14 protein-coding genes are annotated in these 15451 nt (G+C 39.5%); 4 read left to right on the top strand and 10 right to left on the bottom strand.

Translation table 11 applies throughout. The features are described from left to right. Positions 1-21: 21 nt before the first annotated feature. The 7 genes from M2353_RS08945 to M2353_RS08915 all read right to left on the bottom strand — a co-directional run bounded on the left by M2353_RS08945 (position 22) and on the right by M2353_RS08915 (position 7830). Entirely contained in the window at positions 22-738 is a 717-nt protein-coding gene (locus tag M2353_RS08945) for a (Fe-S)-binding protein (protein ID WP_284725280.1), read from the bottom strand. A 247-nt stretch (positions 739-985) separates the two neighbouring features. After that, positions 986-2302, bottom strand: coding sequence for a M48 family metallopeptidase (locus M2353_RS08940; protein ID WP_284725279.1), 1317 nt, complete (start codon positions 2300-2302; stop codon positions 986-988). A 575-nt stretch (positions 2303-2877) separates the two neighbouring features. After that, positions 2878-4233: an IS1182 family transposase gene (locus tag M2353_RS08935; RefSeq protein ID WP_047947312.1), complete on the bottom strand. Its 1356-nt coding sequence runs from the start codon at positions 4231-4233 to the stop codon at positions 2878-2880. A gap of 187 nt (positions 4234-4420) precedes the next feature. Further along, complete coding sequence (locus M2353_RS08930) at positions 4421-5773, bottom strand: IS1182 family transposase (protein ID WP_284725045.1); 1353 nt, start codon at positions 5771-5773, stop codon at positions 4421-4423. Positions 5774-5905: 132 nt separating this feature from the next. After that, complete coding sequence (locus M2353_RS08925; RefSeq protein WP_284725278.1) at positions 5906-6757, bottom strand: SDR family oxidoreductase; 852 nt, start codon at positions 6755-6757, stop codon at positions 5906-5908. 134 nt (positions 6758-6891) lie between these two features. After that, the gene (locus M2353_RS08920; protein WP_284725277.1) at positions 6892-7308 is read right to left on the bottom strand and encodes an Rrf2 family transcriptional regulator; all 417 of its coding nucleotides are present in this window, start codon (positions 7306-7308) and stop codon (positions 6892-6894) included. Positions 7309-7356: 48 nt separating this feature from the next. Then, entirely contained in the window at positions 7357-7830 is a 474-nt protein-coding gene (locus M2353_RS08915) for a VOC family protein (RefSeq protein ID WP_284725276.1), read from the bottom strand. Positions 7831-7989: 159 nt separating this feature from the next. On the opposite strand from M2353_RS08915, the gene M2353_RS08910 reads away from it, so the two are divergent. Both M2353_RS08910 and M2353_RS08905 read left to right on the top strand, forming a co-directional pair. Then, positions 7990-8433, top strand: coding sequence for a DUF2188 domain-containing protein (locus M2353_RS08910; protein WP_284725275.1), 444 nt, complete (start codon positions 7990-7992; stop codon positions 8431-8433). A gap of 66 nt (positions 8434-8499) precedes the next feature. After that, positions 8500-9851 (top strand): IS3 family transposase gene (locus M2353_RS08905; protein ID WP_096881102.1). Its coding sequence is split into 2 segments (ribosomal slippage): positions 8500-8944 and positions 8944-9851, totalling 1353 coding nucleotides; the frame shifts between segments, so codons are not numbered across the junction. A gap of 51 nt (positions 9852-9902) precedes the next feature. Here M2353_RS08905 and ku read toward each other — a convergent pair. Continuing rightward, positions 9903-10751, bottom strand: coding sequence for a non-homologous end joining protein Ku (gene ku, locus M2353_RS08900; RefSeq protein WP_035391954.1), 849 nt, complete (start codon positions 10749-10751; stop codon positions 9903-9905). A gap of 115 nt (positions 10752-10866) precedes the next feature. On the opposite strand from ku, the gene M2353_RS08895 reads away from it, so the two are divergent. Both M2353_RS08895 and M2353_RS08890 read left to right on the top strand, forming a co-directional pair. After that, the gene (locus M2353_RS08895; RefSeq protein ID WP_284725274.1) at positions 10867-12732 is read left to right on the top strand and encodes a DNA ligase D; all 1866 of its coding nucleotides are present in this window, start codon (positions 10867-10869) and stop codon (positions 12730-12732) included. Between the two features lie 34 nt (positions 12733-12766). Further along, the gene (locus M2353_RS08890; protein WP_008343947.1) at positions 12767-13462 is read left to right on the top strand and encodes a YoaK family protein; all 696 of its coding nucleotides are present in this window, start codon (positions 12767-12769) and stop codon (positions 13460-13462) included. Between the two features lie 39 nt (positions 13463-13501). Here M2353_RS08890 and M2353_RS08885 read toward each other — a convergent pair whose 3' ends face one another. Together M2353_RS08885 and M2353_RS08880 are read right to left on the bottom strand one after the other, a co-directional pair. After that, a complete protein-coding gene (locus M2353_RS08885; RefSeq protein WP_008343948.1) occupies positions 13502-13723 on the bottom strand; it encodes a hypothetical protein in 222 nt (73 codons plus the stop codon). A gap of 462 nt (positions 13724-14185) precedes the next feature. Then, positions 14186-15298 (bottom strand): response regulator aspartate phosphatase, encoded by a 1113-nt coding sequence (locus tag M2353_RS08880; RefSeq protein ID WP_284725273.1) that lies wholly within the window; start codon positions 15296-15298, stop codon positions 14186-14188. Positions 15299-15451 lie beyond the last annotated feature (153 nt).

Below are 15451 nucleotides of genomic sequence, written 5' to 3'. Positions count from 1 at the left end.
GTGCCGTTCCCCCTCTTAGCTTCAGCGGCTATTCAACACTTCTGCGATATGCATCACTTTAACTGGCTTATGAAGACGATTCAGCCTTCCTCCGATATTCAGGAGACATCCACAGTCAGCACCGATGATATATTCAACGCCTGCCTCCTCTATGCTTTGTACTTTTTCATCGACCATCTGCTCAGAAATGGGTGTCATTTTGATTGAAAAAGTTCCTCCAAATCCGCAGCAATTTTCAGCGCGAGGCAATGGTTCCATCACCAAATCTTTGACATTTGACAACAGTGTGAAAGGCGCTTCCTTAATTCTAAGCAGTCTCGTCATATGGCAGGAGGTATGATAGGTGGCTTTTCCTTTCAAACTCGCTCCTACATCTGTTACATGTAATATATCAACAATAAATTCCGTTAATTCATATGTTTTCGCAGCAAGTGCCTGAGCACGGGCAAACCACGCTCGGTCTTCTTTAAAAAGGTGCGGATATTCTAAAAACATGGCCTTACAAGAACCTGATGGTGTGACGACATATTCAGCTGATTCAAAGGCTTTCATCATATTTTTGGCCGCTTTGATTGTTTCTTTTGTATAGCCGCTGTTAAAGGCAGGCTGCCCGCAACACACTTGTGCTTCAGGGAATTCTACTTCAACACCGAGCCGCTCTAACACCTCGACAGTCGCCTTTCCTACATATGGCTGCATCGTGTCAATTAAACAGGTGACAAATAAACTGACTCTCATCGGCGAACTTCCTTTCTTTTGCTGCACCTTGATTTATGTCTGGTCATCTGATGACTAAATAATGGACCTTCATTTCATTTTAATCCCAAATTTCTGAAATTTCAACGAACGGATTTGTCTAAAATTTGGACATCATGCTTGTGAAGGTACATGAAAAAAACGCCCTTTTTACAGGGCGTTTGAGAACATTCATGTTTTTATTTCTTCATACTACCGAAGGAAGTGTCGTCATTCACACAAACCGCCTTCACTTCATGATTTTCTTTATGTGATGAATTCGTTTTTCAAAAGAAGGATGACTTTCACGCCATTCAGATTTTCTTCCGTCATCTCCATCTTCTTCAATCAAATGACTTAATTTTATCAAAGTATTGAGATATAGAGTTTGATTCTCAAGATGGTGAACAGCAAAGCGATCCGCCTGAATCTCAAATAACCGACTCATTTTCTTTGGCAGCCACTCCGTCATAAATATCATGATCAATATCCCTGCTGGGAACAACAAAATATATTGCCACCAACCATTGGCAAGCATCACCTGTCTGGCATAATACATACTGATTCCCATAAGTAAGGTGACAATCACAGTGAGGTAAATGGTGAAATGCACATGTTTTAATTTTACATGTCCCATTTCGTGGAATAAGATCGCACGAATTTCCTCTGTATCAAACTTATCTAGTAACCCTTCCGTCACATATAGATTGACTTTTCTTCTAAATGGAAGTTGAAATGAATATATCCAGGCATTCATATCATGTTGTGAGTCTTTTTTTACCCATATTTTTACCTTTTGGTTCGTTTGATGCTCAATATCTTTGCAAATATTTATGAATTCGTCCGTCCGTAAGATTTCATACTTATTTATCATTTTTTGAATGAATGAGTAACCCATAATAAATAAGATGACTAGGGCGAAATACCAAGCACAAAATAGAAAAAGATGATCCATAACCTTCGCTTGAAACGCCAAAGGCATGACTAAATAAGAGCCGAAATATATCAAGGATAATGTGATAGCACCAAATAAAACGGCTTGCTCCCTAACGTTCAGGAAGAATGAATTCCCTAAAGTGTCTTCATTTTCTCCTACTACATCAGAAGAATCTTTTGTCACATACTCAAATGAATAAGCTGTCAATAAGACTGACAGGAAACTAGGCACAAGTATAGAGAGAATCATACTCAACACATAAGATCCTGTAACTGATAGCACGTATCCCATTAAGAAATAATAATTTAATCCCAAGGGAAGAAAAATGGCTAGAACAAAGGGAATGAATAATGTGAATAGGTTTTTCATCGATTCGTGAAGGTTAAAAAGGAAAAATAACAAAGCGGGCAAAAGAATTCCCATTAAAGTCATGAATGTAACAAATGTAATGCTATGCTTAAAGTTTGTGTTGATCTTAGTTGTTTCTGTTAGATTCGTTAGATTGTATGTAGAAAAGAAGGGATTTTGCGTTACCTGTTCCATCATGATCGTATCATCATGGATAGGTACAAAACCTTTTCTTAGAAAAACCAATGCCTTATCATTCATTATTTTGTCTGTTTCAATCATACTGATTCCATTCGCAGATGGGATCTGTGTGAGATTTATGTTCTTTCCACTTAATTGAAGGGATGCTTCTGAAGGGCCATTGAAAGAACCGTCTTGATAGGTTAATAAAACGTCACCCTGATATAGCGAATGAGCAACGAATACCTTTGGGTTGCTCTCTTTGTTCGAATCAAGTAAAACAAATGGTGAAACAACGGCTGAACGAAAACCGAGTTCAATCATAATGACGATGATTGTGATCATACTGGCAGTCAAATAAGAGAGGAAGGCTTTGCGTAACATGTCATCACATCCTGCTGTTTAATAGGATTAAAACAAAATGAATATCTTGAATAATGTATTTCATAATAAAGTAAGCGTCATTCATTTGCTGGAATCATCTCATAAAATTCTAACATCTACATACAAGAATATGTACGACAAAATGGACATTACACCTATTTTTTCAAAATAACGGATCAACAAGGATAGAAAAAACGCCCTTTTACAGGGCGTTCCAGACCGTAGACAAACCCCTCCTTTACTTCAAGTAAAAGTGGGGTTTTCACTTATTTTGATAAAATTGATCAGTCGCTTTACGCTGGACATGGCTCTTTCCATGTCCAGTTTGCTAATTTCTTAAGATTCATGGCAGCGAAAGTAAGCATCGCCTGCATCGAAACTTTTTTCAATCCTCGAAGTTTCGTCCATCGCATTCCATGCTTTTCTTTTGCATCCGCAAAAACGCGTTCAATCGTTTCTTTCCGTTTTGCATAGATGTTCTTATTCATTTCAGTGAGTCTCAGATGGTCTGCTTCGTCTAGGTAGTCCTGCCAAATATGTCGGTGAATCTGTTTGGTGTGATTTTGACTTTGTGTACAGTTATCTAGAAACGAGCAGGATTTACATACCTCTGAATCGGACGCATATTGCTTATATCCCTCTCTAGTCGTTGTACGATAAGAAAGAATTTGCCCGTTTGGGCAAATGTAACAATCAACATGTGCGTCATATACGTATTCATTCTTTTTCAAGTAACCAGCTTTTGTTTTCGGGCGAGTGTAAGGCATGACAGGTCTTATCTCTTGATCCATTAAAAACTTGGCGATATAAGGTGTTTTATATCCAGCATCCACTGCGACTACATTGGGTTTTCCGACTTTCTTTGTCACCTTTGATACGAGTGAATCTAACATACGACTATCATGAACATTTCCACCAGTGACCAGTGTTCCTAAAATAAATCCTTTTGAATCACAAGCCGTATGAAATGAATAAGCAAATAACTTTTCACGTTCATCCTTTACATAGTAGCCACTCTCTGGGTCAGTTGTACTGACCTTGATTTCTTTTTTCTCTTCTTTATTCTGTAGGGGTAACGGCTTTTTTCCATGTTCCTCACGATCAACATTGATCTCCTCATGAAGCTGATTTTGATAACTTCTCGTTTCTACTCGAACAATTTTCTTTTCAAGTTTTTTCTTATTGGCGTTCGCTTTTACATGAGTTGAGTCAATGAAAGCGATAGATGGATCAACGAGACCTTTTTTCATCGCTTCTCTTAAGATTCGATAAAAAATTTGTTCGAATAAATCTGTATCATGAAAGCGTCTCACGTAGTTCTTACCGAAGGTAGAAAAGTGCGGAATTTTCTCTGAAAACCCATACCCAATAAACCAACGATAAGCAACATTGGTTTCAATTTCTTTAATGGTTTGACGCATAGAACGAATGCCAAATAGATATTGGATCAAAACCATTTTAATAAGAACAACGGGATCCACACTTGGTCTACCGTTATCAGAACTATAATGATCTTTGACAAGATCATAAACAAAATCAAAATCGATCGCTTGATCAATTTTTCGTACAAGATGATCTTCAGGCACTAATTCATCTAAGGCCACGACTTCTAATTGATTTCTTCTTTCTTCTTCACGTTTCGATAACATGTTCATCCCCCACAGAAATGTGTTATTGCCCTTATTATACAAAAAAGCGTGTAGACTTTGTCTACACGCTGAAACGCCCTTTTACAGGGCGTTCAGATTGTAGAGAAACTCATGTTTTTCTACAATCTTTTTTATTTTCATCGTAATGATGATGGATGAGATTGAATGAAAAAGGCCTCCCACACACCTAACCTAGCTTCGCTAGATGTGTGGCAATCTTCTTCATGTTCTGACAGGCAGCTGTGAGAAGAACTTGCTCACTCACATTTTGTTTTCCCCTCAACCGGCAGTAGCGAAGCCCGTGCAGTTGTTTTGAATCTGCAAAGCTTCGCTCTATTTTTTCTTTTCTTTTTTTATATAGCTCTTTTCCAGAGACAGATAGACGATTTTGTCTGATCTTTTCTTTATGTTCTTCCCATATGTGTCTTGAGATGACTTTTTGATGATTTTTCGACCTTGTGCATCTTTCAAGAAAAGAACACGATGCACATTTTTTAGGATCTGATTTGTAGAATCGATAACCCTTTCGATCAGTTGTTGTATATAATAGCTTCTCACCATTTGGGCATATGTAATGATCATGTTCAGAGTCATACTTGAATTTCCACTTCTCAAATAAACCTCTTGTTGGATGAAAGCGTCTATGTGCGATGACACCAAAAATACGGCGATCTGATAAACCTTTACAGATTGGGGTCGTCAAATAACCAGAATCAAGGGCAACAGCTTCTACTTGAAAACCAAATCGTGCGATTTGGTGATCCAACCGATCAAGATACGGAACAGAATCATGGACATTACCGGGCGTGATGTGGGCATCCGTGATGATATTGTACTTCATATCCGTTGTACGGTGGTCTAGGTAGAAAAAGCCTTCCGGTTTGTTTTCACGATAAAGATAGCCACTTTCAGGATCAGTCGTACTTTGACGAATGTCTTTTTCCGTTTTCACCTCCTCTTTTACCTTTAAGGGCTTTTTTCCGTGTGCCACCCGATCTTCTTGGATCGCTTCTTCTAAATCATTTATATAGTTCTGGGTATCTTGTTCAATCGTTTTTCTCATATATTTATGTTTATTGGCATTGGCTTTAAGATGAGTTGAATCAGTAAAAAGAACGCGGCCTCCTACCATATCATGATTGATAGCTTGAAGCACAATCTCGTCGAAAATGTCTTGAAAAATCGTTGTATCTTTGAATCGAGTACGACGATTCCAGCTAATGGTCGAGTGATGAGGAACGGGGTCATTGATGTTCAAACCTAAAAACCATCTATACGCCATGTTATAGTAAATTTCTTTTTCAAGTTGCCTTTCAGAACGGATACCATACAGGTATCCGATGAACATCATTTTGAACAAAATGAGTGGATCGAGAGAAGGACGACCTTTATTCTCACTATAATATGGTTTTACTTTGTCTATGATAAATGAAAAATCAATGTATTGATCAATTTTACGAAGCAGGTGATCCTCTTCGACCAGTTGATCTAGTAATACAAATTCGGCTTCGTGCTGAGAAGAATTTCTAGTGTGGAACATGAGAAAAACACCTTCCTTTAGTATGCTTTTCTCTATTATAAAATGGGGTAGTGGAAAATTTAAGGGAAAAAATAAAGCTGTCGAGATTTTCTCGACAGCCTGAACGCCCTTTTACAGGGCGTTTTTAATTGTTTAGTTTGATATCATTTCTCGTATTCTATCTTCAATAGGTGTTAAAGAACGGCCTAATAGTTTTTCGAAATCATGGCTTTCGACTGCTAATGCCCCATCGCGAATTCCGCTTTGCATCGCTTTGACAAATGGAACAGCTTCTTTCGGTACACCATTTGACGCTAAAAATTCTCCAAATGCGTCTATATCCATGTGTTCTACTTTGATTTCTTTCCCGCTCACGTTGCTGACCATTTGTGCAAGTTCAGTGTGTGTGCGAAGCGGTCCTGACAATTCATAGATTTCCTGATCATGTGCCGGCAGTGTTAACGCATTTGCTGCTGCTTCCGCATAGTCATTTCTTGTTGCCCAGCCGACTTTACCTTCACCAATTGGGCTGATAAACGGCGCTCCGTTGACTGATGCCAGAATCGTATCTTTTTCATTTTCCACATACCAATTGTTTCTTAAAAAAACATGAGGGATGCCAGAGGCCATAATCGCTTCTTCTGTTCTTACATGGTCATTTGCTAGGTTTAGCTGACTTTCTTTTGCATTGGCAACACTTGTATAAGCAATAAATGATACATTCGCTGCTTTCGCTGCTTCGATGGCATTTAGATGCTGCTTCACTCGTTCTCCATCCCCAGACGAAATGATCAAAAGACGGTCAATCCCTTGAAACGCTGATTGAAGTGTATCCGGCTGTGTGAAGTCTCCTTTGCGCACATCCACCCCAGCTTCCTTCAAATGTACTGCTTTTTGCGGATCTCGAACACTGACCGCAATTTGTTCAGCTGGCACTTTCGCGAGCAAATGTTTGACGACGAGCGATCCAAGTTGTCCTGTTGCACCTGTCACTAATAATTTCATTAATTTGACCTCCTCATTTTTCGTTCAACGGTGATGTTCCTGAATGAAACAGCTTGTTTCTTACATCAGAGCATTCGTTATAATCAAAATGGTTACAACGAAGGGATAAAAAAAGCTCTGTGTATGAGCTTTTTCTACTCTTCTGCCTCCATCAATAACTGCTTGATTGTCACTTGTTTTAGGCGATGCTCAAGTGCAGACTGTGCTTCTTTGAGTTCTTTCCGCAGTCTCGTATCCATGGCTTGACCAATTCGACACGCAATGACTGGTTGATGAAAATTAAACAACTCTTCATCATCGATTACATCCACAGCTCGGTACACATCTAGCAGTGTGATGTCCTCTGCCGGTCTTTTTAAGTAAGCACCGCCTACTCCGCGGCGAATCTCAATGAGATCCGCTTTTTTCAGCATAGCCATCATTTTTCGTATAATGACAGGATTTGAATTGACACTTTCCGCAATAAAATCCCCTGTACACTCTTTTGAAACACCCGCAATAAATGACAAAATATGAACAGCAATGGTATACCTGCTGCTAATTTGTTTCACATTCCTTCACCACCGTTGTAATTATTATAGTTACAACGAATAAATTTGTCAATCCATAAACGGATTTTTCTTTCTTCCCCAATCTTCAAATGTCATCATCTCATGATGTTCTGCTGCATCGATTTCTAGCGGTGCGATACATTCAAGCAGATTCCCATCAGGGTCAAGAAAATAAATGGCAGCATGAAATTGTGGTGGATTATCAAGTACTAAAGGCTGTTGCTCTTCCGAAAAGCCAAACATCGGATGTATGCTGATCCCTTTTTCTATCAGCCATTCTTTGATCTGGTCAAGGCTGGATGTTTCTATTTGGAAGGCCACATGTCGCGTCGCTGGGTGATATGGAACAGTGGACATATCAACCTTCCAAAGGCCGAGCCAGCTCTTTCCTTTCTCAATCCATAAAAAGGCCACTCGTTCATTTTCATGAGCAAGCGTTAATTCCAATTTTTCAAAAAAAGAAATGGATGCCTTCAAATCACTCACAGGTAAATGTGCTTCATACAAGCCTTTCATCATCATTTCAATCACTCCTTTACTATCTTCTATTGTGCAGGAATTGAAAACATTCTTCCTCAGCAAAACGATGTATTTCAACCAAGCCATTGGATTGAGATGGTGAAATGTTTGATCCATTGCATATGGGGGAAGGTGTTCAAATAAAAGAAAGGAGCGTTCAATATGCCTTGGACAATGGAAGATTATCCAGCTTCATTCCAATCACTAGACAAAGTCATTCGAAAAAAAGCACTTGAGATTGCCAACAAAATGGTGCAGGAAGGCTATGAAGAAGGTAGAGCGATTCCAATTGCGATCAATCAAGCGAAAGAGTGGAAAAAGAATGCGACGGAAAAAGAAATGGAGGACTTTCACTCTCATGGTTCTGTGACTCCTTCTAAGAAAAGCAGCTCTGCACGACCTGAGCTCATGGATCATGCGCAGCATGTCGTGAAACATGATGAAGGCTGGGCGGTTCAAACTGAAAAAGCGAAGCGTGCAAGTGAGGTAAAAGAAACGAAACAGGAAGTCATCGACCGCGCGAAAGAGATTTCATCTAAAAAAGGAACAGCAGTTGTCATCCACCGAACAGACGGGACGATTCAGGATGTGGTGAAGCCAAAATAAGACCGCCCTTTGGTGAAGTGCACCCCAAATATTAGACACAGTCTAACATTTGGAGGTGCTTTTCTTTTGGCTAAATTTACAATTGAAGATAAAATCAAAGCGGTAAAACGATACCTCATTGACCGCGAACCCCTGCTTGGAATTGCAAAACAGATTGGCGTGCACAAAAGTATACTTCAATATTGGGTCAGAAAGTATCAATATCATGGCAAAAAAGCTTTTTCAAAGTCATATACAAATTATCCAGTCCAATATAAACTAGACGTACTTGATTATATGAATGAACATGGGACGTCTATCTTGGAAACAGCTGCACTCTTTAACCTGCCTTCTGATACCACGCTTTGGAACTGGAAGCGCATCTTGGAAACACAAGGAGTAGACGCCCTTCAATCTAATAAAAAGGGGCGTCCGTCTATGAAAAAGAAAACTGGAAAACAAGAAATAACGAAAGGATCAATGGAAGCGTTACAGGCAGAAGTAGAACATTTGCGCATGGAAAATGAGTATTTAAAAAAGTTGAATGCCTTAGTTCAAAACAAGGAACAATCACCAAACAAGACAAAGCGCAAGTAGTCTATGATTTAAGGCATCAATATCCGGTGAAATCACTTCTTAAGCTCGCATGTATTCCACGCAGTACCTACTATTATTTGATCAAGCATTTAGATCGTCCTGATCAGGATGTCGAACTGAAAAAGATGATTCAAACCATTTATCAGGAACATCAAGGACGTTATGGATATCGCCGGATTCGTGATGAACTAATCAACCGAGGACAAAAGGTGAATCACAAAAAAGTCCAGCGCATCATGAAAGTTCTAGGGCTAAAATGCATGGTCCGAGTGAAGAAATATCGTTCATACAGAGGCACAGTGAACAAAATAGCGCCTAATATATTGGCTCGTCATTTTCAAGCTGATAGGCCAAATGAGAAATGGGTCACAGATATAACGGAGTTCAAGTTATTTGGTCAGAAGCTCTATCTTTCGCCCATATTAGATCTATTTAATGGTGAAATCATTACCTATACAGTCGGTTCAAGACCTGTTTATTCACTCGTCTCAACGATGCTTCATCAGGCGTTCAACCGTTTAGATGAAGATGAGAAACCAATGATACATTCTGATCAAGGATGGCATTACCAAATGAAGCAATATAGACACGCCTTAAAAAAGCGTGGGATTACACAGAGTATGTCCCGAAAAGGTAACTGTTACGATAACGCAGTTATCGAGAACTTTTTTGGTATCTTAAAGTCTGAATTTCTATACCTAAAAAAATTTGAGAACATCGAACACTTCAAGCAAGAACTTGAACAATATATTGACTACTACAATCACACACGTATAAAGACAAAACTAAAAGGCATGAGTCCGATACAATATCGAACTCATGCCTCGAAAGCTGTCTCATAAAAAAACGCGTCTAAATTTAGGGGGTCACTTCATTGGCGAGCGGTCTTTTCTTTATGCATTCTTTTCTTTTTTAGCGGGTGCTTTTCTTTTCTTAGGTGCTGCTTTTTTCGTTTTTTCTGGTTTTGATCGATCGATAGAAGCCTGCAAAGCGGCCATCAAATCAGTGACATTGGATGAAGCCTCTTTTTTACCTGTCGTTTCTGGTTGAACGGTATGTTCTCCAGAAATTTTGTCTCCAATTACATTCATCAGCTGCTCTCTGTATTCATCGCGATAAGCGGCTGGATCGAATGTGGTGGTCAGCTGCTCAATTAAAAGGAGTGCTGTATCTAACTCTTTCTTCACGATATTTTCCTCTTGCGGGATATTCGGGACGTCTGATACTTGCCTAATTTCGTCAGGGAAATGAATGGTTTCCATTAGTAAAATATGTTCGTAGCACCTAACAATCGCTAATTGCTCCTTTGAGCGAATCATGATCTTGGCTACACCGATTTTCCCTGATTCTTGTAACGCTTTTCTTAATAATGAATAAGCCTTTGCTCCGCCAGTATCTGGAGATAGAAAATAACTTCTTTCATAATAGATGGGGTCGATCTCTTCTATCTTCACAAAATCAATGATTTCGACGGCTTTTTCTTCATTTTCTTTTCTCAGCCTTTCGAGTTCTTCCTCATCCAATTCAATGAATTTATTTTTGGCATACTCGTACGCTTTTACAATTTGCTCTGGCGCTACCTCCTCGCCGCAGTTAGCACAAACCTTTTTGTAGTTAATCGGCGTATGGCATTCTTTATGAAGCTGTCTTAATTTAATATCTTTGTTTTCTGTAGCGGTAAACAGCTTGACTGGAATATTCACCAGTCCGAAGCTAATGCCACCCTTCCATACTGTATGCATCGTAATGCCTCCGTTCTTTTCTCCTTACTATGTAATGTTTTCATCAGAGTTATGTATGTTTATGAAAATTTCATCCCACTCTAAGAACACATGATGTAAGGAAGTGAAAAACACAATGAAACCGATGCGTTTAACGTCTGCACATGATATTCCTGTTGGAGCAGACTGGCTGTATGAATTAAAATATGACGGCTTCAGGGCCATTCTTATTTGGGAAAAAGACACCATCCATTTAGAGAGCAGAGCCGGAAAGCGATTAAATGAACAATTTCCTGAAGTCATTGATCAGTGCCAGCAACTAACAAAGCAGCTTGCACCTTTTTTACCGCTGACCCTAGATGGAGAATTGGTCTTTTTACTGAGTGAACAAGAAAGCGACTTTACAAAGGTTCAGCAAAGAGGCCGCCTGAAAAACAAAGAAACCATTCAACGCCAGGCTAAGCGGTTTCCATGTCATTTGATTGCATTTGATCTATTGAGATTTAAAGGGAAATCCCTCGTTGATTTACCGCTGATTGAAAGAAAAGCTGAGCTGCATGAGGTGTTCCAAGAAGCAAATCTTCCTCCCTCCGTTCAGTTGAATCACCCCTCTCTTCTTCAAATCATCCAAACCGATAGCAGCCCTGATGACATGAAAAAAATCATGCTGACCTATTTAGCGGAAGGATTAGTTGCTAAAAAGAAGATGAGTAAATGGCAGGAGCATACCCGCTCGAAAGAATGGCTCAAAATCAAAAATTGGCGGTATGTATCTGTCATCGTGACTCGTTTTGATAAAGACAATGGCTATTTTCAAGGATGTCTTTATCAAGAAACGAATCTCATAGAGGTTGTCCAATTTAAGCATGGTTTTTCTAAAGAAGAAGAACAAACCCTGCGCACCTTATTTCTAACCAAAGGTCAAATGACTGGAGCATCACATTATGAAATCCCACCATCCATTGTCGCAAAGATTGCCTGTATCTCTTTTGATGGATCAGCCTTACGAGAGCCCCGGTTCTCTTCGTTTTTATTCGATGCAGATCCAGCAACGTGTACCTTTCAACACATGCTCAAACAGCTTTATCCGCTCCCAGCTTTGATTGACGTCACCCACCCAGAGAAACCGGTTGTATCTGCCCTTCATATCACAAAGGCAGATTACTTACTTTATTTGAGGCAAGCCGCTCCCTATTTATTACCCTTTTTACGTGAAAGACGTCTTACGTTAATACGCTTTCCTCATGGCACTGGTGAAGAATCTTTTTATCAAAAGGCAACGCCCGATTATGCGCCTGATTTTGTTGAGACAGATCAAGCGCACGATATTTCTTACACAATCTGTAATGATCCTAACACGTTGCTTTGGCTTGGTAACCAGCTGGCGATGGAATTTCATATTCCTTTTGAAACGAGAGATACGGATCGGCCTGTAGAAATTGTATTTGATTTAGATCCGCCTTCTGTTAAAGAGTTTCACCTAGCAATAGAAGCAGCCAAACGAATCAAGGTCATTTTAGATGGACTCTTTCTCACCGCATTTATTAAAACAAGTGGTAGGAAAGGGCTACAAGTTTATATCCCATTGAAGAAAAATGCCTTCACATATGAACAAACTAGACAATTCACTGCGTTCATCTGCCAATTTTTATGTGAACAAACACCCGAGCTGTTTACGCTAGAGCGTCTAAAGAAAAACCGCGGCAACCGTTTATATTTAGACTACCTTCAACATGATGCTGGAAAAACAATCATCGCCCCGTATTCCCCGAGAGGAAACGAGCTCGGACTTGTTGCAACACCGATTGAATGGGAAGAATTAAACAGCGAAGAATGTCACCCTTCTTTATTTACGATGCCGGCTGTTATGAAACGTCTAAAGGAAAAAGGCGACCCATTCCGGCAAATGAGGCACCATGTGAATGATGATTCTTTTCGACAAGTTTTATATCAGCTGCAGGACATGTTACCAGCTCATAAAATGGACATACGCGGTCATTAAGCGTTACACTTATTCATTAGAGAGAAAGAAAGGGATGACCATTTTGACCGCACACTCAATACGAAACATTGCCCTTATGTTCTTATGTCTTACCGCAGGAATAGTGGATGTTATTGGCTATTTAAGCCTAGGGCATGTGTTTACAGCAAATATGACGGGAAATATAGTACTGCTTGGCATTGCAGCAGGCAGTTCATTGCAGTTAACCGCTCTTCATTCCATCACGGCACTTAGCGGATTTGTTTTAGGTGTTTTACTAGCTGTTGTCATAGGTGGAAAACAAGAAAAAACATTTTGGCCAAAAGCCGTTACACGCATCTTTATCATAGAAGTCATCATCTTGCTTCTATTTGCTCTTATGACCATTTTTCCTTATACGCAAGGTGCTTATTTTATGCTGATTATCCTTTTAAGTATGGCGATGGGCATGCAAACGGCGGCCGCACGCAAATTAAATGTCGCTGGCATTTCTACAACAGTTTTAACGAGTACACTTGCTAACTTATTTGAAGATTTGGCGCAACGCTTATCAAATCGGGAAAAAAGAAAAGCCCCTATTCAACATGTGAGCTTGCTGCGAATCGGTTCTATTGTCTTTTACTGCCTAGGAGCTGCTTTAGCTGCGTATACAGATGCTTACGATCCGTTTATCATCATTTGGCTGCCTATTTGCATCCTAGGGGTTATTGTGATCACAGCTACATTTAAGCACTTTCACCAATTGAAATAGCCAATCTTAGATGGCTATTTCAATCACTGTGATGAAACATTAATAACTTCTTACATAAAAACCAGGAGGACGCCCCATAATGAATGTGGAGCCATATGGAGAATATCCAGAAAACGTCCCGAACCCCCCATATCCAGGGTAACCTCCTAAGCCTGAGAACACGCCAGGGCTCACATAATACCCGCCAAAGCCAATATGAGGTCCCACTGCTCCGCCGCTAAAACCGCCGCCATGAAAGCCTCCATACACCCGAGGATCCATACAATCACCTGCCTTCAACTTACACCTCATCTCATCATATGCGTGACAAATGGAGCGGTGTTCCCTCTTTTGTAACAATTTCTATGTACAATAGACCAATTTGATGAAATTTGAATGAAAAGTCCTGCAAAAAATTAAATTAAGCAAAGAAAGGTGACCTTTTTAACTTGTTGCTCTGCCCAATGTTTATTTAGAATAATGGAGCAGGTAACAAATTTGCACACCCCCTTTGTTGCGAATTCTTCTTATTAAACGTTCTTGCAGCGTTTAATAAGAAGAGCCTATTTTCACCCATATAAAAAACCCTTGCTGATCATCATCAACAAGGGCGAGATATGATTGGGTGATTAACCACCAATGATTTTTTCTGCTACTTCGAAAGAACCCGCTACATTTTCAGTTAAAACAGCCGCAGCGACCGCTAAACCTACAACGAATAATACTTTTAATCCTGTTTTCATCTTATATCAACCCCATTCTTTTCATATGTAAATCCGCTTCTAAACTTTTATTCAAGTAAAAAACAGACTGCTCATAAAGTGCTTGCTTTTCACAATACTTTGCAGCAAAGTGAGAAAGCTCTTTCACTTCATGATATTCATTCTTTTCTTCTAACTTTCTTAATTTCTCATTAATTTGCTGAAATCTTTGTGGCACATTCGTTAAGTAAAGATCATGTACGATGCCTATTTTGAGCTGAAACACTTCATGAGAAGCTTCTTTCATTCGGGCATATGCAGCCTCTATATACTGGCTTGCACGCTGCTTTTCACCAATTACACAGAGTTCCCGGCTGATCAGATACGTAGAATGGAAAAAGAAATCTGAATCATAATACTCTTGATGAGACAATGCTTTTTCAAGATGTCGTATAGATTCTTTCGGTTTATTCCAAAATGAATATAAAATGGCCACATTATGGTGGTGCTGAGCCAGCATAAAATCATCCTGTTCGCTAGTCAACACCTCTTCCGCTAAACGATAATTCTCAAGCGCTTCTTCGTACCTGCCAATCTCTGTAAGGTTGGCTGCAATAAGAGAATATGAAAGTGCAGTTCTTCTTTCATAGTGCTTCTGACGTTTATAGACGTGTAGAGCCCTACGAATATAACTTAATGAAAGCATAATATGACTCAGGCGATAGTAAAGCCACGCGACCTTAAAATCGAAATCAGCGCGTTCGATTTCACTTGGAATTTTATCTAAGAGCTTTTCCGCACTTTGATACATCTGTAATGCAACCTCATAATTCCCCTGATGCTGTTCATACACACCCTCATAAAAATCAAAATAATAAGCAAGGCGATTAGACAAATCATCATCTTTTTTCCCATAATGGCCTTCTATACTTTTCGTTGAAACATTGCCTTTTTGCCCTCTTAAATTGTACATCAGAATATGATGCCTTTTCTCTAGAAGAGAATAATACATGAGGATGTCAGCATCATCAATTTCCTCTACTGCCTGTTTCGCTTTAGCAAATAGCCGTTCTGCCTCATCTGCATGATCTTTTTTGATTTCTATGTTCCAGTCATTTAATAGTGATGCCAATTCCGCCACAGGAACTTTGCTCATTCTACACCCCCAATCACCTTCAGCTACACCACATGATTTCACTAAATATGGAACTTCTATTAGCAATTGCTAATTCGTCCATTTGACATCATTTTAATATGAATCACTTGAATCTTCAATAACCGATTCCTTTGTTATTGCGTTTCTTTCTCC

Source organism: Bacillus aerius (assembly GCF_029894105.1).
GTDB lineage: Bacteria > Bacillota > Bacilli > Bacillales > Bacillaceae > Bacillus > Bacillus altitudinis.
Note: the sequence above shows the minus strand (reverse complement) of the source record. Positions and strands in the feature narration are given on the sequence as shown.